The organism is Ruegeria sp. AM1 (genome assembly GCF_056540745.1).
Genome location: NZ_JBQFXH010000007.1, coordinates 96,410 through 114,612 on the forward strand (window position 1 = coordinate 96,410; position 18,203 = coordinate 114,612).

Sequence of the window (18,203 nt, forward strand, 5' to 3'; positions counted from 1 at the left end):
AGGCGGGACGGAAGTCGAGCCTTGTATCAGGAGTGTGATGAATATCAGCACGATCTCGAAACCGCATGAGCGACTGGCCGAGATTCTGGCCGGTGAAATGGACGCCGTGAACGAGCTGATCCGCACGCGTATGGCGTCAGAGCACGCCCCGCGCATTCCCGAGGTGACGGCACATCTGGTCGAGGCAGGCGGCAAGCGCCTGCGCCCGATGCTGACGCTGGCGGCAGCGCGGCTGTTTGGCTATTCCGGCGATCACCATGTCCGCCTCGCGGCCACGGTCGAGTTCATTCACACCGCCACCCTGCTGCACGACGATGTTGTCGACGAAAGCGCCCAGCGGCGCGGGCGCCCCACGGCGAACCTGCTGTGGGACAACAAATCCAGCGTTCTGGTGGGCGATTATCTGTTTTCGCGCAGCTTCCAGTTGATGGTTGAAACTGGGTCGTTGCGGGTTCTGGATATCCTCGCCAACGCCTCGGCCACGATTGCCGAGGGTGAGGTGCTGCAGATGACCGCAGCCACCGATCTGCGCACGGATGAAAGCGTCTACCTGCAGGTTGTGCGCGGCAAAACCGCCGCTCTGTTTTCAGCCGCAACCGAAGTGGGCGGTGTTATTGCGGGCGCTACCGAGGCGCAGGTGCGCGCGCTGTTCGACTATGGCGATGCGCTGGGTATCGCGTTTCAGATTGCCGACGACCTGCTGGATTATCAGGGCGACAGCAAGGCAACTGGCAAGAATGTCGGCGACGATTTCCGCGAGCGCAAGCTGACCCTGCCGGTGATCAAGGCCGTGGCGCAGGCAACGCCCGAAGAGCGCGCTTTCTGGGAGCGGACAATTGAAAAGGGCCGCCAGCAGGATGGTGATCTGGATCATGCGCTCAGCCTGATGCACAAATACGCCACGCTCGACGAAACCCGCCAGGATGCGTTGGGCTGGGCCACCAAAGCCAAAGACGCACTCGAGGTTCTACCGGATCACGAGCTGCGCAGCTTGCTGCGCGATCTGGCCGATTATGTGGTGTCGCGCCTCAACTGAGCAAGGTTGCGCGGCACCACCAGTCGGGATGGGCCGCGCCAATCTCATAGGCCGCGAACTGCGCGTCTTTCATTGTTGGATAGAGCGCAAAGCAGGTTGAGCCCGAGCCCGACATGCGGACCAGCGTGGATTGGCGGGTCTGACGGAGTTCATTCAGTAAGGTTTCGATTTCTGGCGCGACGGTGGTTGCCGGTGGTTCAAGATCGTTGCGCTGATCGATCAGCCAGGCCGCGCAGGCCTCAGCCGTTGCGAATGCAGGGATATCTTCGGGCATGGCCGGATTGTCCCGACTGGCCAGCGACGTGAACACCGACGCAGTGGGCACTGCAACGCCCGGATTGACCAGCAGCGCAGACAGAGGGGGCAATGCCACAGGCGACAGCTGATCACCGATACCGCGCATTCGGGTTGCCTGTGCCTTCATACAAACCGGAACATCCGCCCCCAAGGCCAGCGCCGTTTCAGCAGGTACAGCCTGCGCCGACCGTGCGCGCAGGGTTGCAGCAGCATCCGATGAGCCGCCACCGATCCCGGCACCATGCGGCAGGACCTTGTCCAGTGCGATGTGTCCGGTCCAGCCAGCGGCCTCAGCCGCTTGCCAGACCAGATTGCGGTGGTCGATGGGAACCCCTGCAGCATGCTCACCTGTCACAGCCATCGACAGGCTCGCGCCAGGACGAAAGGTCAACGTATCCCCGACATCCGAAAACACCACCAGCGAATCCAGCAGGTGATAGCCATCGGCGCGCTGGCCGGTCACATGCAGAGTCAGATTGATCTTGGCTGGCGCAAAAACCTTAGTTGCCATTTGCGACCTTCAGCGGTTCTGCACCTTCCTCGGACAGCAGGGCATCCAGACCCACCTCAAGCTTGCGGCGGATGCGGTCAGGATCGGCTTCACCATCGGTATCTTCGGGGTCGATAAAGGACAGGGCACGTTTCCACTGGAACTCGGCCTCGCGCTCGCGGCCAACCGCCCAGTAGACGTCGCCCAGGTGGTCGTTCACCACCGGGTCAACTGGCAGCAGTTCGACCGCGCGCTCCATATGTCCAACCGCCTGATCATAGCGGCCCAGCCGGAACAGAACCCAGCCAAGACTGTCGACGATATAACCGCTGTCAGGGCGCGCTGCGACGGCGCGTTCGATCATATCAAGCGCCTCGTCCAGCTTTTCGCGCCGTTCAACCAGAGAATAACCCAGATAGTTGAGAACCTGCGGCTGATCCGGATTCAGTTCCAGTGCCCGGCGGAAATCGGATTCTGCCTGATCCCAGTTCTTTAGACGCTCGAATGAAATCCCGCGCGCATAGTGCAGGAACCAGTTGCCGCCGGATGTTTCTTCGATCAGCTCAATCGCCGTTTCATACGAGGTCACGGCGGCGGCATAGTCTTCCTGCTGGCGATGCAGATCGGCCAGCGCCACATGTACCGCGGGCAAGCCAGGTTGCAGCGTTGCAAGGTTTTGCAACACCTCAACCGCGGCATCGTTCTTGCCGGACTGGCCAAGCACCTCTGCCCGACCCAACTCGGCCGCGTGGTAATCTGGGCTTTCGGGCGGAACCGAGCGATAGGCCTCGACCGCCAGATCATATTGCTGCAGCGTCTCCAGCAATTCCGCGTTGAGCAGTATTGCATCATGATGATCGGGCCTCAAGAAGGCCGCGATGCGAGAATAGAGCAGGACATAGTCAGGCGACGCTTCTGTGTTCAGGGCGGTGCCGATTGAGAAAAAGACCTCGGCCATGCCATCCTGTGCCGAACCGACATGGGTAAATGGCAGGGTCTCGCCCGCCGTCAGACGGCTGACATAGCCTTCTATTGCGGGATCATTTCCGGCGGCGAAGACCTCATCAAGGAACTGCAAGGCGTCTTCGTTGCGGTCCAGCTGTGACAGAACTTCGGCTCGCGCCAGGGCGGTTCTGCGCGAAAACCGTGCCAAAATACCGTCATTGGACTGGAAAATCTCTTCAGCCCCTTCGAAATCACCGATCGACGCCAACGCCAGGGCCTTGTGAATAAGCGAAAACTCCCGCGAGCCTTCTTCGGTCGAAACCTTGTCAAACTGCTCCATCGCCTTGGTCATTTCGCCCTGCGCGATGTAGGCCCAAGCAGCTATCAGGCCATCGACCAGAGGGCCAACGCCCTGCGTTTCGGGATCACGCGCGAGCAGCTCATCCAATTGTCCGGAGGCGGCGAGATTTGCAGCAATGACCATCTTGGCAGCCTGACTGTCCAAGCCATCTTCTTCCATCGTCTTTGCGATAGGCCATGCATCCGCGACCTGTCCCAGCGCTAGACGGGACAGAAGAACGCTTTCCAGCAGCTTTTCATTCTTTGGATCAGATTTCAGCGCCTGTGCGTAATACCGGGCTGCAGCTGCATAATCGCTTTCATAGATGGCCTGACGGCCTGCCAGATACGATCCCAAACCGCCGTCCGAAAGCGCCGGCATTGCAAATGAAGAGGTGAACAACACAGCCAGTGCTGCGCGACGAACCAGAGAAGCCACCAAAATCCTGCCCTGCTGTTGTTGACTGCACAATAAGCTAGGGCTTTGGTTCGAAAGAGGCAATGGCAGAGCCTTCACGACGCCGCCATTGCCCGTGTTTTTGCCTACATATTGGGATAGTTCGGGCCGTCGCCTCCCTGCGGCGTGGTCCAGGTGATGTTCTGGCTCGGATCCTTGATATCGCAGGTTTTGCAATGGACGCAGTTCTGGAAGTTGATCACGAATCGCGGACCCTCTTCATCTTCGACCATCTCGTACACACCCGCCGGGCAATAACGCTGCGCCGGTTCGTCGAACTTGGGCAGGTTGACCTTTACCGGGATGTCCGGGTCGGTCAGCTTCAGATGGCAAGGCTGGCTTTCCTCGTGATTGGTCATCGCAAAGGACACGTTGGTCAGGCGGTCAAAGGACAGTGTGCCATCGGGTTTTGGATAGTCGATCGGCTGATGCTTGCTGGCATCCTCAGTCGCTTCCGCATCGTTTTTGCCATGGCCCAGTGTGCCCAGCAACGAAAAGCCCAGCGTGTTGGTCCACATATCCATGCCACCCAGCATCAAGCTGGCAGTCAGACCATATTTCGACCACAGCGGCTTGACGTTGCGGACCTTCTTCAGGTCTGCGCCGATGGCGCCGTTGCGCACTTCGGTTTCGTAGTCGGACAGCTCGTCACCCGACCGTTCGGCCTTGATCGCGTCATAGGCGGCCTCGGCTGCGGCCTTGCCCGACAGCATGGCGTTGTGGTTGCCTTTGATGCGCGGCACGTTGACCATACCCGCCGAACAGCCCAGCAGTGCCACGCCAGGTGCCACCAGTTTTGGCATCGACTGATACCCGCCTTCGGTGATCGCACGGGCCCCGTAGGCCACGCGCTTGCCGCCTTTCAGCAGGTCAGCCACAACCGGGTGATGCTTGAAGCGCTGGAACTCCATGTAAGGATACAGGTGCGGGTTCCTGTAGTTCAGGTGAACCACAAAGCCGACATAGACCTGATTGTTCTCAAGGTGATAGATGAAGGACCCGCCACCTGCGTTGCTGCCCAAAGGCCAGCCCATCGTGTGCGTAACGCTGCCTTCTTTGTGCTTTTCGGGATCGATCTCCCAGATCTCTTTCATGCCGACGCCGTATTTCTGCGGCTCTTTACCAGCAGACAGGTCGTATTTGGCAATCACTTCCTTGGACAGTGAGCCACGCACACCTTCCGACAGGAAGACATATTTGCCGTGCAGCTCCATCCCCGGCTCGGTTTGCGGACCATAAGAACCATCGGGCTCCAGACCAAAGACACCCGCGACCACGCCTTTGACCTCGCCATTCTCGCCATAGACCAGCTCGGAACAGGCCATGCCGGGGAAGATTTCCACGCCCAGCTCTTCGGCCTGTTCGGCCATCCAGCGGCAAACATTGCCCATCGAGACGATGTAATTGCCGTGGTTGTTCATCAGCGGCGGCATTGGGAAATTGGGGATGCGGATTTTGCCCGCCTCACCCAGCATATAGAAATTATCTTCGATGACCGGCGTGTTCAGCGGCGCGCCTTTTTCTTTCCAATCCGGGATCAGCGCATCCAGACCGCAGGGGTCCAGTACCGCGCCCGACAGGATGTGCGCGCCCACTTCGGAACCCTTTTCCAGCACAACAACGTTCAGGTCGGCGTCGAGCTGTTTCAGACGGATGGCCGCTGACAGACCTGCGGGGCCTGCACCCACGATCACAACGTCATACTCCATCGCTTCGCGTTCAATCTCGGCCATCGCGGGCTCCTTAGCTAACTTTTCCGAATTGGCGCTCTCATTGCATGGTCTGCGCAATTTTGTTTCACGGCTGATTACCTGTTTGCCAAGACCTTGGTCAATCGAAACACGGCGTAATTTAGCATCAATGCGCCAGTTCAGGTCTCTGGTGCGTCGCCCAACAGGTATCTTGGCCCATTTCCGTGAGATTTAGCCCGATCATCGGGGTTATAAAGCGCGCATTTTGGCAGGCTCAGACAGCCACAGCCGATGCAGCCATCCAGATTGTCCCGCAATCGGATCAGCGTATCGATTCGCTGATCCAGATGGCTGCGCAGGCGCTTGCTGATGTCTTTCCAGTCCTTCGGGGTCGGCGTGCGGCTGCCCGGCAAGCTCGACAAAACCTCGCGGATTTCAGGCAGGGTCAGGCCAAATTGCTGCGCGATCATGACAAAGCTCAGCCGCCTTATGTCAGCCCTTTGATACCGCCGCTGGCCGCCCGAATTTCGCCACGGCGTGATCAGCCCCTGTGTTTCGTAGTAGCGGATTGCAGACACTGCCAACCCGGTGCGCCGCGCCAGCGCGCCGATGGACAGACCCTCGGATACAGGCATTTCGACCTCATGAAATAATCTCTTGACCTAAAGTTAGGTTTAGAAATTACGGTGAGTCGAAACAAGCCTTATCTGGAAAGGAGACCCCATGATGGCGACTTTGGAACATACCAACTTCACCGTGCGTGACCCCAAGGCATCGGCGGACTGGATGCAAAAGGTATTCGGCTGGAAAACCCGGTGGGAAGGGCCGGCCATTGCCGACGGCTATACCGTGCATGTCGGCAGTGCCCATACCTATCTGGCGCTTTACGCCCCCAGTGATCCCAGACCTGCGGGCGAAAGCAGCTATGACATTGTCGGGGGTCTGAACCACGTCGGCGTTCTGGTCGAAGATATCGACGCCACCGAAGCCAAGGTGCGCGAAGCCGGGTTCGAGCCGCACAATCATGCAGACTACGAGCCGGGCCGCCGGTTCTATTTCGAAGATGACAACGGCATCGAATTTGAGGTGGTTCAGTATGATTGAAATGCTCTGGCTGGGGCATGAAGCACACCGCTGGCGACGCGGCGAATTGCTGGGTAAGCGCCACCGGCACCCGCCCGCGTCAAAGCGGCGGCGCTAAATTGCGAGTTTGATCACAAGGCGCGGCTGCCCTCTTGCAATTCGCGCATCATTTGGGTCAGGTATTGGTCAACCCATCTGTCGCCCCGACGCTTTAGTGCGGCGGGGCGACTCAATTTATGCGTGGACGACAAGAGAATGGAAAAAATTCCAATGACGCCTGCGGGCAATGCCGCGCTCGAGGCGGAACTGAAGAACCTCAAATCCGTTGAGCGCCCGGCGATTATCGAAGCCATCGCTTCAGCGCGTGAGCTTGGTGACCTGAAAGAGAACGCCGAATATCATTCGGCCCGCGAAAAGCAGGGCTTTATCGAAGGCCGCATCAAAGAGCTGGAAGGTATCCTGTCTCTGGCGGATGTCATCGACCCGGCCAAGCTGACCGGCGCCATCAAATTCGGTGCCAAGGTCACGCTGGTGGACGAAGATACCGACGAGGAAAAGACCTGGCAGATCGTCGGCGAATACGAGGCCAATATCGAAAACGGCCTGCTGAACATCAAATCGCCCATCGCCCGCGCCCTGATCGGCAAAGACGAAGGCGACAGTGTCGAGGTGCGCACCCCCGGCGGCGTGCGATCTTACGAGATTTTGAGCATCCAGTACTCCTGATCCGGAGCATCGCGTATGTCGGGGCAAACACCTGACCAGGAAACCGAGGAGCGTCCGACCTCGCTGGGCATCTATGATCGCCCGGGCAGATCGGCTGTGACTATCGTTGAGATCGTGGCCATCGGGCTGAGCCTGATCTGGCTGCTGGTGGCGTTTGTGTATCTGGTGCTTCCCGGTCCCAGACAGGCCGGTGGGTTTGTCGTGACGCTGCTGGCCGTCTTTATGCCGGTTGCCATGATCTGGGTCGCAGCCACGGCGATGCGCACCAGCCGGATCATGCGCGAAGAAAGCGCCCGTCTGCAGACGGCGATCGATGCCATCCGCAATACTTACGTCACCCAGCAACAGCGCGCCGCCAGCACCTATGAGCCAACAGTCAGCAAGAAGCTGGACGAGATTGCCGAGACGACCAAAAACACCGAATCCGCGCTGGCCACGTTTTCTACCAAACGGACCGAGCCCGCACGGATGCCGCTGCAGACCGCTGCGTCGGGCGATCAGACCTCGCTGGAGCTGGGTACCTCTGCCGAAGAGATCACGCCCCCGCTGACCAAAGAAGTCTTTATCCGCGCGCTGAACTTTCCCGAGACGGCTGAAGATGCCCGCGGTTTTGACGCCTTGCGGCAGGCATTAAAGGACCGACAGACCGCGCAGCTGGTGCAGGCGTCGCAGGATGTGCTGACGCTGCTCAGCCAGGAGGGCATCTATATGGATGACCTGCGCCCCGATATGGCACGACCCGAGATTTGGCGGCAGTTTGCCCAAGGCGCGCGCGGACGCGAAGTGGCGGCTCTTGGCGGTATTCGCGACCGCTCATCGCTGGCGCTGACGGCGGCGCGGATGAAGCAGGATCCGATTTTCCGCGACGCGGCGCATCATTTCCTGCGCCGGTTCGACAATATGATCATCGCATTCGAACCCGAAGCCAGCGACGCCGATCTGGCCGCGCTGAGCGAGACACGCACAGCCCGCGCCTTTATGCTGGTCGGGCGTGTGGCGGGGACGTTCGACTAACTTTTCGGTACCGGCCAGCGCATCCGCGTGGCGGTATCGAAGCCGAACAGATGTCTGAACGGCCCGGTCTCTTCTTCACTGACCACCTGAAACCCCTCGCGCTCGTACAGTGCACGGGCACGGGGATTGGTGTTGATCACGTCCAGCTGCACTTCGGTCATCTCGGCCTGCGCGGCCTCTTGCTTGATGGCAGACAGCAGGGCGGTGCCAACCCCCTGCCCGCGCGCCTCTGCGGCGACAAGAATGCCATCCATCTGAAAGACACCGGGCTGCAGGTTACGCTCCAGCACACTCAGGATCAGCCCGCGCCAGAGGCCGCCGAACCAGCCATAGACGCGCGCCAGATCGCGCATCTCGCCACCGGCAAACCCGCCCGAGCTGGTCTTATACCCGGCCAGCCCCAGCATGTGTCCGGCGTCATCGCGGGCCACCAACGCAAAATCCGGGTTCAGCGTGCGCTCAAAAAAGCTGATGCCCCGATCATCCGGTCCCATGATCTTGGCCAGCTTGCCGGAAAACGCCTGCCAGAACAGGCGCGCCGCCTGTGGTCTCTCGTGATCGTCAAACCCGCGGGATATGATGACCGTCATAATCCAAAGCTTCCATAAGGGATGAACCGCACCGGATCGCCCGGTTTGATGTGGCAGGCCCCGTCCCCGACTTCAACCAGCCCTTCAGCCCAGCTGAGGCCACTGATGCGTCCTGATCCTTCCGAACCGAAGACCTCGGCCCGGCCATCCCGAACGCGGGCGCGCAGATATTCGCGGCGGCCCGGTTTCTTGCGTTTTTCAAAGGCGGCAGGCAGATCAAAACCTTGCGGAATGTTCCAGCCTTCGCCAGCCATCAGACCCAATGCGGGGCGCGCAAAGATCAGCGTGCAGACCATTGCGGCCACCGGATTGCCGGGCAGCCCAAAGACCGGAGTTTCCTGCCACATGCCCAGCGCCAGCGGGCGACCGGGTTTCAGGGCAATCCGCCATTCCTGCATCGCACCCGCTGCGCGCAGCAGGGCGGACACGTGATCCTCATCCCCGGCAGATGCGCCGCCGCTGGTCAGGATAACATCGGCTTGCGCGGCAGCCTGATCCAGACAGGCCTGCAAAGCTGCGCGGTCATCGGGTACACGACCCATATCCAACGCCTGAAACCCCATCCGGTCGATCAGCGACGACAACATGGGCCGGTTCGCGTCATATATCTGACTAGGCGCCGCCGGGGCACCCGGCTCGACCAGTTCATCGCCGGTAGACAGAACCGCTACGCGCAGGGGTTTGCGCACCGGAACCTCGGATATCCCAATTGCGGACAGCAACGCCAAATCTGCCGGGGTCAACCGGCGACCTGCAACAAGCGCGGTCTGGCCTGCGGCAACATCCTCGCCCGCGCGCCGTGTGTTGGCACCACGCTTCAGCGGCCCGTGAAAGGCGATGTGGCCGTCCTGAACGGTCACGTCCTCCTCGAGGATCACAGTATCAACTCCTTCGGGCAGCGCCGCACCCGTCAGAACGCGCAGGGCGTGGCCGTCGGGAACCTGCCCCTCAAACGGTACCCCCGCAGCCGCGCGCCCGCCGAGCAGCGGCAGGACATGCGCGCCCTCGGGGATATCAACCGCGAAGCCATACCCATCCACGGCGGTGTTGCGTTGCGGCGGGTTGGAACGCTGGGCGGTCACATCCTCGGCCAGAATACAGCCCGACGCATTGCCCAAGGCGACCATCTCGACACCGGTGACAGGCCGGAGCCGGTCGCGCAGAAAATGCAGCGCGTCGTCAACCGGCGTCCAGTTCACCCCGGCAGGCAGGGCAAAGCAGTCGTTGCGCAACGGCGGCGGCGCGATGTCCGGTTTGTTCTGTGGCACGCCCAAAATCCAACCCTCCTCTGCGGCGCTGATGTCCAGCAACGCCGTCAGATCCTGATCTGACATATCTGCGAGCCCTCGGGCAACCTGTTCCACCTGCCAGGCATCCTTGATCTGGCCTTCGGGGGCTCTGCCAAGGTTCAGCGACGGCCAGATTTCAACAAAGGCGACGGGTTTGTCCAACGACTCGAACGGCCAGACAGCGATGTCACCGGCATGACGGCGGCGCAGCCGCGCCAGAACCGGCAGCCCGGTCATAACCTGCCCGCCAACGGCACCCGTGCCGCCCATTTGCCAGCAGGTAAAGCTGCCTTTGGCGGCAGGGGTGGTTTCAATGGTGCGACGGTCGGGGAACGGATTGTGGTAATCGGCCTTGTTTTTAGGCAAGCCGTCAATCTCTCGTTTCAGGCCGTTGAACCAGAACGGACCTTTGCCTCCAAACCGGCGATTGAGCGTCCCGGCGACGTCAAAACGATTGTTGCGGTGCGGGCTGTCTTCAATCTGACGCTCGAACCAGTCCCACAGCTGCAACGGATCGTCGGATCCGGTCACCGCGCGGGTAAAGCCCTTGGGGTACCCAAAAGGAAAATCGAACCCCAGACACAAACGGCGACCCACCGCCAGTTCCCGGGCGATCAGGTCCTGCAACCAAAGCTCGGCGATTCCGCGGTTCCTGAGATATTCAGGTTCTTCCACAGCACCCCTGCGCACCACACAGGCCCAGATCGCATCTTTGCGGGGGCGGGCACCGGTGTCATTTCCGCTGGACCAGTCGACCATCGCAAAGCTGTCAAACAGGCTCACAAGCCAACCTCTTGTAGGATGAAATCAGCGATGGATTTGGTGTCGTTCAGATCAAAAACCGGGCGATCCAATGTCAGCGCTGTATCGCTGGCCACGGCATGTATCGTCTCATCATCCGTGGCAATCAGAGGGTTACCGGGCTCGGCCCGAAACGCCTCGATCTTGGGGTGACGTTCGCGTTTGTAGCCTTCGATCAGCACCAGATCGACGGGCGACAGCCGCGCCAGCAATTGATCCAGCGACGGCTCAGCCGCATCGCGCAATTCCTGCATGAGCGCAATGCGCTTGCCCGAGGCCAGAAGCACCTCACTGGCACCGGCGCTCCGGTGGCGATAGCTGTCGCGCCCCGGCTGGTCGACATCAAAAGCGTGATGCGCATGTTTGACGGTGGATACGGTCAATCCGCGCCAGGTGATCTCGGCCACCAGCCGTTCCATCAACCCGGTTTTACCCGCATTTTTCCAGCCGGTGACGCCGTATAGCCTCATGCCTTCTCCAGCATTTTCTGTGCCTGCAACAAATCGTCGGGCGTGTTGACGTTAAAAAATGGATCAAACGGATCGGCGGGGAACAGCGCCTCGCGCCCCTCATGCCGGTCGGTCCACAGGACCACTTTGCGCAGGCCTGCGGTCAGCGCGGCGCGCAAATCGTCCCGCAATGCAACCGGCCAGAGGCCAAAGGTCGGATGCCGGTTCACGCGCTTGCCGCCGCCGGATTTCAGCGTTTCATCACTGGTCCTTGGCGTTGTCGCCATGACCAGCGGGTATGTCTGACCCTGCGCCGCCTGCATCAGCCGCGCAACCAGGTCCCGTGGGAAAAATGGCGTATCCGCCGCGGCGGTGACGATGCAATCCGCACCCTGGTCAGCGGCCCAGTCGAGCCCGGCCAGCACACCCGCCAGCGGGCCCGCGAACCCGTCGATCGAATCCGCGACAACCGGCAGATCGAACCCCTCGAACCGCGCCGCATCTCCGTTTGCGTTCAGCGCCAACCCGGCCACCTGCGGGCCAAGCCGGTCAATCACATGCTCAAGCAAGCTGCGCCCGCCCAAACGCAACAGCCCCTTGTCTCCACCCCCCATCCGGGTGGCTTGCCCACCGGCAAGGATTACGCCCAGAGGCTTGGTCATTTCCGCTCCACTATCCCGATTACGGCGATTTCCGCGCCACACTACAACCCATTCAGTTTAACTGGAATGCCGACGGATAGAGATGATGCAGGACAAACAGCCACATGATTAGCGTGCCCACCGACAGGAAAGAGGTCGCCGAAACCGTATGCGCGGCCAGTTGCGGTTCCTGATTATAATGTTTGGCCAGCAGAAAGATGTTCTTGGCGGTTGGAACAGCAGACGAGACCGTCGCCGCAATGGTCCAAAGCGGGTCAAGCCCGATGAGATGCGCCGCCAGCAGAACCAGACCCGGCGCCGCGATCAGCTTCACCACTGTCAGAAACAGGATCAGCGGCCCGGTCTGAACAATGGTGCGCACGCTGGTGGTATAGCCGATGGCAAACAGCGCAACTGCCGCCAGAGCCTGGCTCAGCAGTTCCAGATAATCTGATACCGCGTCCGAAAAGCCCAGACCGGTAAAGGAATACGCAACCCCGATCAGAGTGGCTGCAATGATGGGGTTCTTGAGGACATTCAACCCAATCGTAAGGATCGATGTCTTTTGTTTTTCGTCACGCCCTGCAGAAGTTTCTAGAATGATCGTGAAGACCAACAGCAGTGTCGCAACAACCAGATTGGCCAGAACGGCGGGCAGCGCACCACTTGAGCCGAAGATAGCATGCAGGATTGGTAAAGCGACCAATGCGGTATTGGAGGCCACAGCGGCAAACGCGGCAACGGTTGCCGACCCGACCTGCATCCCCAAGACGGATTTGAAGCCTATGAAAAGGGCTGCAAACAGCGCCAGGAGCGTACCGCCATACGCCAAATAGAAACCGTAGTTCAGCAGGTTCTCAAACTTCTCCTGCCCGATCAGATAGAACATGATCGCCGGGATCAGCACATATACGGCAAACTGCACAAGCGATTCTGACGTGTCTTCGGCCAGAAGGCTGGTCCAGGAAAAGGCATAGCCCGTGAGGATAACGGCAAAGACCGGTGCAATCAGATTGATCAGTTCCATAGGGACCTCGGATCGCAATCAGGTAATGCACCAGTTGAGAAATACATCGGTGCATGACACTATGCTACGCTATATCCAACAGATTTTGCAGCATTTTCTGAGAGCGAGCCTGCCTCATCCCTCAGCACTTTTCCGACGGTGCTTCTTGTCTTCGACTTCAACCAGCGCTGGGTCCGCATCGCGCAGCAACCGCTCTTCACCCGCCAGACAGACAAACCGCTGGCCGCGCATGCGCCCGATCAGGGTCAGGCCAACCTCGCGCGCGATTTCAACGCCCCAAGCGGTAAAGCCCGACCGCGACGCCAGCACCGGGATGCCCATCATCGCCGTCTTGATCACCATCTCCGAGGTCAGACGACCGGTGGTATAAAGGATTTTGTCAGCCGCATCCGCGCCCTCGGACAGCATCCAGCCCGCGATTTTGTCGACGGCGTTGTGGCGGCCCACATCCTCCATATAGACCAGAGGCCGATCCTGATGGCACAGAACCGTTCCGTGGATCGCGCCTGCCTCAAGATAAAGCGACGGGGTGCGGTTGATTCTGGCGGCCAGTTCATAGAGCCACGATGTCCGCACCGAAACCTGCGGCAGGCGCACGTCTTCGAGCCCCTCCATCATGTCTCCGAACACGGTACCCACGGCGCAACCGCTGGTGCGGGTCTTTTTCTTCAGCTTGTCCTCGTAAGAGGTTTCCCGGGCCGTGCGCACCACGACGGTTTCCAGATCATCGTCGTAATCGACCCGTGTGATCTGGTCATCGGGCAGCAGCATGCCCTGATTGCGCAGGAAACCGAGCGCCAGATATTCCGGGTAATCGCCGATGGTCATCGCCGTCACGATTTCCTGCGCGTTGAGGAAAATCGTCAGTGGCCGCTCTTCGACCACCGAAATGCGGCTGACATCGCCATTCTGATCCACGCCTTCAACGGCGCGGGTCAGGCGCGCCGCCGCTGGGTCCGGCGCAATGATATAGTCTGACAGCTCTGTTTGCGTGGCCAATTGCAACCCTCTTTCAAGCCCGTTACTGGTTCAATTCACACCATAGGAATTTGCCATGGCCTCCACCATATCGAAGTCATATTTTTGGACGGGTTTTCGAGACAGCGCGCCCTTTGTCTTTGTGGTCGCCCCTTTTGGGCTGCTGTTTGGCGTTTTCGCCACCGAGGCAGGGCTGGGTCTGGTGCAGACCGTCGCGTTTAGCGCGACGGTGTTTGCCGGGGCCGCTCAGTTTACCGCGTTGCAGTTGCTGCAGGATAACGCGCCGACGCTGATCGTACTGATTTCGGCGCTGGCGGTGAATCTGCGGGTGGCCATGTATTCTGCCTCGCTGACCCCTTATCTGGGCGCGGCCCCACTGTGGCAGCGTTCGATTGCCGCTTATTTTACTGTCGACCAGTCTTATGCCTGTTCGATTATGCGCTTTGAGAAAGAGCCCGCGCTGACCATCCAGCAGCGCATGACCTATTTCTTTGGAACAATGGCGCCGATCACGCCGCTGTGGATCGGGTGCAGCTATCTGGGTGCCATTCTGGGCACGCAGATCCCGGAAAGCTGGGCGCTGGATTTTGCCCTGCCGATCACGTTTCTGGCGATGGTCGGGCCCATGATGCGCACACTTCCGCATGTGGTGGCTGCGCTGGTTGCGATCATTGTGTCTCTGCTGAGCTTCGCGGTGCCCTATAATCTGGGCTTGCTGGTCGCCGGGTGCGCCGGGATGATGGCAGGGGCGCAGGCTGAACTGATGATGACCCGGAAAAAGGACGCGTCATGACACAGGTCGATCCCGTCACAATGTGGGTCATCATCGTTGGGCTGGCGATTGGCAGCTATCTGCTGCGCTTTACGTTTATCGGCTTTGTCGGCGACCGTCCGATGCCGGCCTGGCTGTTGCGGCACCTGCGCTATACGGCGGTGGCAATCCTGCCCGCGCTGATCGCGCCGCTGGTGGTCTGGCCCTCTGCAACAGATGGCCAGCCAGACATACCGCGCATGGCCGCCGCCGCGGCTGCGCTGGGTGTGGGGCTGCTCACTAAAAATGTGCTGGCGGCCATCTTCAGCGGGGCCGCCACCCTGTACGGGTTGCTGTTTCTACTGGGATAGACCTGTATCCAGCTGGTTCAGCCGGGCATTGTTCGCGGCTAGGCCCTTTTGCAGGTCGGCATCGTCATATTCCCGGTATTCGGTTGTGACAACGCCCGGAATTTGTCCGAACTGCTCGGACAGTTTGACCGGGAAAAAGGTGGTGTCGATCTCTTCGAACCCCGGCACCTGCTGCAAAATCCGCGAGGTCGAGTTTGCGCAATACGCTCCCGGTACCGGGCCGGACTGTTTGGCCAGCTGATAGGCGATCTCGGCCTGTTGCGGGGTGACCTCGATCGTCTGAACCAACGCGTAATGCGACTCGCGCGCGTGCGAGCTGCGATAAGCCCGTTCAACCGCCGGGGTGATGCCGTAGAGCACGTCATCCCGGATCGGCACCACGTCTGCACGGAAGGAACCCGCCGGGTCAAAGATCACCCGCTCGCTGGCGCCAATCATCAGGGATGTATGCGCGCCCGAGCCGGTGCGGGTATTGATCATTGTATACAGCGTCAGGGTCGAGGGACCGGGATCACGGTAGGACCGCGCCACAATCTCGGCCTGATCGGCCTGCGGGCGCTGCGACCCCGCGCAGCCTGCCACCGTTGCTGCCAGAAGGCAGGCAATCAAAATCCTGATCACGGATGCACCCGTCCCTCAGTTAGGCCGCGAAAACAGCCAGGAACAGGCAGAGGAAAACAATCGCCACCACGCACCAAGTGGTGAATTTGATAAACCCGTCAAAGGTTTTGGTTTGAACAGTGATGTCCATCTCGCCGTGCTTGTAGTCAGCCATGTCTCAAGAATCCCAATTCGCGTGTTTATCGGTTGGATAATGCAAAACCGCGGGCCTGTCACCACGTCATTCGCGCGCAGGGTTCACAGATGTGAACACCGAACAACCCGGATAGCCAAAGCCCCAGCGCCATGGCAGGCCAGTGCAGGGCCCGCCGCCGAAACGGACAGCCATAAACATGCCTTCCGCTGTGATCGAATGGGCTGCGCGCACTTGATCCGGCGTCATGCCATAGCGCTCAGCATAATCCGCTGCGTTGGTGCGGCCATGGTCCTTGACGCAGCTCCTTAATTCCTGATCGGCGGACAGGCGCGCGTCAAAGCTCTCGGCCGCGGTCTCGGTCCCGCCTGCGTCGTGATAGGCGCGATCATGGGTCACGCAGCAATATTCCCAAGGCGGGCGATCTTCGTAAAGCCGCGCGAATTCAGGGAACGTATCGGCCACCAGCTGCCAGCTGGCCGACATCCCACCTGAACAACCATCGGTTTCAAACGCGCTCAGCTCGCTGTCTGTGCGCTGTTCCATCAGCGCCCGATGGCCGGGCATTTCAATGCCCCGCATCAGGTCCTGCGCTGCGGCGGGCAGCGCCAGACAGGACAGGATCAGTGCCAGTTCAGGGGCTTTCATCGCGCATTGCCTCGGTGTCCACGCGCAGGCCAAAGGTGGTGGCCATCCACAGCAGCAACCGCTCCCCCGGCCCCATTTCGGCGCGGATGCGCAGTACTTCCTTGGCCATGGCGGGGCGGTCGGTAATCAAGCCATCGACCCCCATCGAGGCCATGGCCGACATCTGCAACGGGTCATTCACCGTCCAGACATAGATATCCTTGCCCGCCTCATGAACAGACCGGATCAGCCCCGGTGTGACCATCCCGGCGTTGACGGCAACAAAGTCCCCTTCCAGGCCAGAAAGATCGCCGACAGCCGTGGCGGCCAGAACACCAGCGCGCCAATCAGGGCGCAGCGCTTTCATCTTTTGCACCGCCGGGTACTTCAGCGACATGGTGGCGATGTCGTCCTGCATGCCCAGTTCTTCCACAATTTGCGCAACCCGGTTTTCGAGATCAACGTCGTGGCCATAGTACTTGAGTTCGATAATGACCTTGGACTTGCCTTGCGTCGCAAGCAGCACACCCCGCAGCGTGGGCGCCCGTTCCGAGGCATATTCGGGCCCGAACCAACTGCCGATATCGATCTGGGCAACATCTGCCATCGTGGCGTCCCAGACCTTGGTGGGCACACCGGCCAGTTTCATGAAGTCACTGTCATGGGCGACAATCACAACGTCATCGGCCGTCTCCTGAACATCGATCTCAACCCAATCGGCGCCGTCCTCGATCGCTTTCAGGACCGCAGCCATGGTGTTTTCAGGCCGCAAGGCCGCCGCCCCGCGATGGCCGATGACATCCGCATGATCGGGCGCCTGAACCCGCTCCAGCAGTTCCTGACCAGACCACAGGCCAATCAACAACGCCAGTAGAGCCACCCCAACTGTTGCAAAAACGGGAGCACGCATACTTCCGGATTCGCGATGGGGGATATCAGCGGATTTGGGCTCGAAGAAACCATCCAGCAGCACAGCCAGCGCGCCCAGCGCGGAAGCCGCCAGAACAAGACCTGCCAGCGACCACAGCCCTGCGACGATCAGGCTGAGCAGCAGGGCAAATTTCAGGTTCGCGCCATCCTGCAGCGGAACCAACGCAAACATCACCCCGGCAACCGCTGCGATCAGCGCCGCAATCACCAGACGCAGACCCAGCCACAACGCCAGCTCGATCTTCAGGCGACCTCGCTTGCCCTGCATGCGTTGCGCGCTTGCGTCAAAAGCCGCAGCAGGCGCGCAGCCTTCGAACAGCACCAGATGCAGCGACAGCGCCCAGGCCGAGAGCCTGCGGATCAGGACCCACGCCAGCGCCAGAATAACGATCCCGATCAGAACCACTGCAACCCAGAAGGCGGGCGGATGGAAGGTAAGGTAATAGTTGATGTCGTATTCCGTCAGCGTCCACCATGCGATCAGCCCCGCCACGGCGACAAAGGGCAGCGCCAGCAACAAGACCCGCAGGATGAACCGAACCGCAAAGCCAAACAGCGCGGGGAGACGCGACAGGATCAGCCTGACCGCCGCGCTGCCCGCGCGCCAAGGATCGCTTTCGCCCATGCGTAACGACCCGGCCATCACCGAGAACACAAACACCTCGGCCAGCAGAAACAGGCTGAGCACAACAACCGCCGCGATGAAGCCTGCAGGCGACAGCAGGAACATGGCGATATCCTGATCGGTCAGAGCAGTCTGGTCCGACAGCGATACGGCGAAGTTGACCGCCATCGCCACGCCGGGTGCAATCAGCGCGACCAACAGCAGGCGCACCGCGATGTAAATCGGCACAAACACCCTGCGCCGCCGCCACGCACCAGTATAGGCATTTGTAACGGCTGAAAAATATGTCACG

Annotated in this window: 20 protein-coding genes; 6 read left to right on the forward strand and 14 right to left on the reverse strand. The window is 60.3% G+C overall.

Annotated features, from left to right (window positions below; all coding sequences use genetic code 11):
• Positions 1 to 37 precede the first annotated feature (37 nt).
• On the forward strand, positions 38 to 1,036 hold the full coding sequence (locus tag ACR0I7_RS14780) for a polyprenyl synthetase family protein (protein ID WP_480512327.1): 999 nt from the start codon (positions 38 to 40) through the stop codon (positions 1,034 to 1,036).
• Here the strand turns inward: ACR0I7_RS14780 and ACR0I7_RS14785 are convergent.
• The 4 genes from ACR0I7_RS14785 to soxR all read right to left on the reverse strand — a co-directional run bounded on the left by ACR0I7_RS14785 (position 1,029) and on the right by soxR (position 5,890).
• Entirely contained in the window at positions 1,029 to 1,844 is an 816-nt protein-coding gene (locus ACR0I7_RS14785) for a 4-(cytidine 5'-diphospho)-2-C-methyl-D-erythritol kinase (RefSeq protein WP_480512329.1), read from the reverse strand. The genes ACR0I7_RS14780 and ACR0I7_RS14785 overlap by 8 nt on opposite strands.
• The gene (locus ACR0I7_RS14790; RefSeq protein WP_480512429.1) at positions 1,834 to 3,489 is read right to left on the reverse strand and encodes a tetratricopeptide repeat protein; all 1,656 of its coding nucleotides are present in this window, start codon (positions 3,487 to 3,489) and stop codon (positions 1,834 to 1,836) included. Before ACR0I7_RS14790 ends, ACR0I7_RS14785 begins: the two co-directional genes overlap by 11 nt.
• A gap of 161 nt (positions 3,490 to 3,650) precedes the next feature.
• On the reverse strand, positions 3,651 to 5,297 hold the full coding sequence (locus tag ACR0I7_RS14795; RefSeq protein WP_480512331.1) for an electron transfer flavoprotein-ubiquinone oxidoreductase: 1,647 nt from the start codon (positions 5,295 to 5,297) through the stop codon (positions 3,651 to 3,653).
• A gap of 137 nt (positions 5,298 to 5,434) precedes the next feature.
• A complete protein-coding gene (soxR, locus tag ACR0I7_RS14800) occupies positions 5,435 to 5,890 on the reverse strand; it encodes a redox-sensitive transcriptional activator SoxR (protein WP_480512333.1) in 456 nt (151 codons plus the stop codon).
• A gap of 88 nt (positions 5,891 to 5,978) precedes the next feature.
• Here soxR and ACR0I7_RS14805 point away from each other — a divergent pair, with 88 nt between their 5' ends.
• From ACR0I7_RS14805 to ACR0I7_RS14815, 3 genes are all read left to right on the forward strand, one after another.
• Positions 5,979 to 6,359: a VOC family protein gene (locus tag ACR0I7_RS14805; RefSeq protein WP_480512335.1), complete on the forward strand. Its 381-nt coding sequence runs from the start codon at positions 5,979 to 5,981 to the stop codon at positions 6,357 to 6,359.
• 234 nt (positions 6,360 to 6,593) lie between these two features.
• Positions 6,594 to 7,064, forward strand: coding sequence for a transcription elongation factor GreA (gene greA / locus ACR0I7_RS14810; protein ID WP_480512337.1), 471 nt, complete (start codon positions 6,594 to 6,596; stop codon positions 7,062 to 7,064).
• 15 nt (positions 7,065 to 7,079) lie between these two features.
• Positions 7,080 to 8,078, forward strand: a complete 999-nt coding sequence (locus tag ACR0I7_RS14815; protein ID WP_480512338.1) for a hypothetical protein — start codon at positions 7,080 to 7,082, stop codon at positions 8,076 to 8,078.
• On the opposite strand, the gene ACR0I7_RS14820 is transcribed toward ACR0I7_RS14815, so the two are convergent.
• From ACR0I7_RS14820 to ACR0I7_RS14845, 6 genes are all read right to left on the reverse strand, one after another.
• Positions 8,075 to 8,668 (reverse strand): GNAT family N-acetyltransferase, encoded by a 594-nt coding sequence (locus ACR0I7_RS14820; RefSeq protein ID WP_480512340.1) that lies wholly within the window; start codon positions 8,666 to 8,668, stop codon positions 8,075 to 8,077. The two genes, ACR0I7_RS14815 and ACR0I7_RS14820, sit on opposite strands and share 4 nt — an antisense overlap.
• Positions 8,665 to 10,716 (reverse strand): molybdopterin-binding protein, encoded by a 2,052-nt coding sequence (locus ACR0I7_RS14825; protein ID WP_480512431.1) that lies wholly within the window; start codon positions 10,714 to 10,716, stop codon positions 8,665 to 8,667. The genes ACR0I7_RS14820 and ACR0I7_RS14825 overlap by 4 nt, the downstream gene beginning before the upstream one ends.
• Positions 10,717 to 10,736: 20 nt before the next feature.
• Complete coding sequence (gene mobB, locus ACR0I7_RS14830; protein WP_480512342.1) at positions 10,737 to 11,228, reverse strand: molybdopterin-guanine dinucleotide biosynthesis protein B; 492 nt, start codon at positions 11,226 to 11,228, stop codon at positions 10,737 to 10,739.
• On the reverse strand, positions 11,225 to 11,869 hold the full coding sequence (mobA, locus tag ACR0I7_RS14835) for a molybdenum cofactor guanylyltransferase MobA (RefSeq protein WP_480512344.1): 645 nt from the start codon (positions 11,867 to 11,869) through the stop codon (positions 11,225 to 11,227). The genes mobB and mobA overlap by 4 nt, the downstream gene beginning before the upstream one ends.
• Before the next feature lie 52 nt (positions 11,870 to 11,921).
• Positions 11,922 to 12,875 carry an AEC family transporter gene (locus ACR0I7_RS14840; protein WP_480512346.1) on the reverse strand — a complete coding sequence of 318 codons (954 nt, stop codon included), beginning with the start codon at positions 12,873 to 12,875 and terminating at the stop codon, positions 11,922 to 11,924.
• Positions 12,876 to 12,989: 114 nt separating this feature from the next.
• The gene (locus tag ACR0I7_RS14845) at positions 12,990 to 13,880 is read right to left on the reverse strand and encodes a formate dehydrogenase accessory sulfurtransferase FdhD (protein ID WP_480512348.1); all 891 of its coding nucleotides are present in this window, start codon (positions 13,878 to 13,880) and stop codon (positions 12,990 to 12,992) included.
• 49 nt (positions 13,881 to 13,929) lie between these two features.
• Here ACR0I7_RS14845 and ACR0I7_RS14850 point away from each other — a divergent pair, with 49 nt between their 5' ends.
• A complete protein-coding gene (locus ACR0I7_RS14850; RefSeq protein WP_480512350.1) occupies positions 13,930 to 14,646 on the forward strand; it encodes an AzlC family ABC transporter permease in 717 nt (238 codons plus the stop codon).
• Positions 14,643 to 14,975, forward strand: a complete 333-nt coding sequence (locus ACR0I7_RS14855) for an AzlD domain-containing protein (protein WP_480512352.1) — start codon at positions 14,643 to 14,645, stop codon at positions 14,973 to 14,975. The genes ACR0I7_RS14850 and ACR0I7_RS14855 overlap by 4 nt, the downstream gene beginning before the upstream one ends.
• Here the strand turns inward: ACR0I7_RS14855 and ACR0I7_RS14860 are convergent.
• The 4 genes from ACR0I7_RS14860 to ACR0I7_RS14875 all read right to left on the reverse strand — a co-directional run bounded on the left by ACR0I7_RS14860 (position 14,964) and on the right by ACR0I7_RS14875 (position 18,202).
• The gene (locus ACR0I7_RS14860) at positions 14,964 to 15,596 is read right to left on the reverse strand and encodes a hypothetical protein (protein ID WP_480512354.1); all 633 of its coding nucleotides are present in this window, start codon (positions 15,594 to 15,596) and stop codon (positions 14,964 to 14,966) included. The genes ACR0I7_RS14855 and ACR0I7_RS14860 overlap by 12 nt on opposite strands.
• Positions 15,597 to 15,615: 19 nt before the next feature.
• A complete protein-coding gene (locus tag ACR0I7_RS14865) occupies positions 15,616 to 15,750 on the reverse strand; it encodes an aa3-type cytochrome c oxidase subunit IV (protein ID WP_480512356.1) in 135 nt (44 codons plus the stop codon).
• Between the two features lie 66 nt (positions 15,751 to 15,816).
• Complete coding sequence (locus ACR0I7_RS14870; RefSeq protein WP_480512358.1) at positions 15,817 to 16,377, reverse strand: hypothetical protein; 561 nt, start codon at positions 16,375 to 16,377, stop codon at positions 15,817 to 15,819.
• A complete protein-coding gene (locus tag ACR0I7_RS14875) occupies positions 16,364 to 18,202 on the reverse strand; it encodes a glycerophosphodiester phosphodiesterase family protein (RefSeq protein ID WP_480512360.1) in 1,839 nt (612 codons plus the stop codon). Before ACR0I7_RS14875 ends, ACR0I7_RS14870 begins: the two co-directional genes overlap by 14 nt.
• Position 18,203 lies beyond the last annotated feature (1 nt).

Coding starts and splice junctions, on each gene's coding strand:
- mobA (WP_480512344.1), bottom strand. CDS start 11,869: ATGACCAAGCCTCTGGGCGTAATCCTTGCCGGTGGGCAAGCCACCCGG.
- ACR0I7_RS14780 (WP_480512327.1), top strand. CDS start 38: ATGAATATCAGCACGATCTCGAAACCGCATGAGCGACTGGCCGAGATT.
- greA (WP_480512337.1), top strand. CDS start 6,594: ATGGAAAAAATTCCAATGACGCCTGCGGGCAATGCCGCGCTCGAGGCG.
- ACR0I7_RS14850 (WP_480512350.1), top strand. CDS start 13,930: ATGGCCTCCACCATATCGAAGTCATATTTTTGGACGGGTTTTCGAGAC.
- ACR0I7_RS14815 (WP_480512338.1), top strand. CDS start 7,080: ATGTCGGGGCAAACACCTGACCAGGAAACCGAGGAGCGTCCGACCTCG.
- ACR0I7_RS14855 (WP_480512352.1), top strand. CDS start 14,643: ATGACACAGGTCGATCCCGTCACAATGTGGGTCATCATCGTTGGGCTG.
- soxR (WP_480512333.1), bottom strand. CDS start 5,890: ATGCCTGTATCCGAGGGTCTGTCCATCGGCGCGCTGGCGCGGCGCACC.
- ACR0I7_RS14795 (WP_480512331.1), bottom strand. CDS start 5,297: ATGGCCGAGATTGAACGCGAAGCGATGGAGTATGACGTTGTGATCGTG.
- ACR0I7_RS14840 (WP_480512346.1), bottom strand. CDS start 12,875: ATGGAACTGATCAATCTGATTGCACCGGTCTTTGCCGTTATCCTCACG.
- ACR0I7_RS14825 (WP_480512431.1), bottom strand. CDS start 10,716: ATGGTCGACTGGTCCAGCGGAAATGACACCGGTGCCCGCCCCCGCAAA.
- ACR0I7_RS14805 (WP_480512335.1), top strand. CDS start 5,979: ATGATGGCGACTTTGGAACATACCAACTTCACCGTGCGTGACCCCAAG.
- mobB (WP_480512342.1), bottom strand. CDS start 11,228: ATGAGGCTATACGGCGTCACCGGCTGGAAAAATGCGGGTAAAACCGGG.
- ACR0I7_RS14865 (WP_480512356.1), bottom strand. CDS start 15,750: ATGGCTGACTACAAGCACGGCGAGATGGACATCACTGTTCAAACCAAA.
- ACR0I7_RS14820 (WP_480512340.1), bottom strand. CDS start 8,668: ATGACGGTCATCATATCCCGCGGGTTTGACGATCACGAGAGACCACAG.
- ACR0I7_RS14790 (WP_480512429.1), bottom strand. CDS start 3,489: ATGCCGGCGCTTTCGGACGGCGGTTTGGGATCGTATCTGGCAGGCCGT.
- ACR0I7_RS14870 (WP_480512358.1), bottom strand. CDS start 16,377: ATGAAAGCCCCTGAACTGGCACTGATCCTGTCCTGTCTGGCGCTGCCC.
- ACR0I7_RS14785 (WP_480512329.1), bottom strand. CDS start 1,844: ATGGCAACTAAGGTTTTTGCGCCAGCCAAGATCAATCTGACTCTGCAT.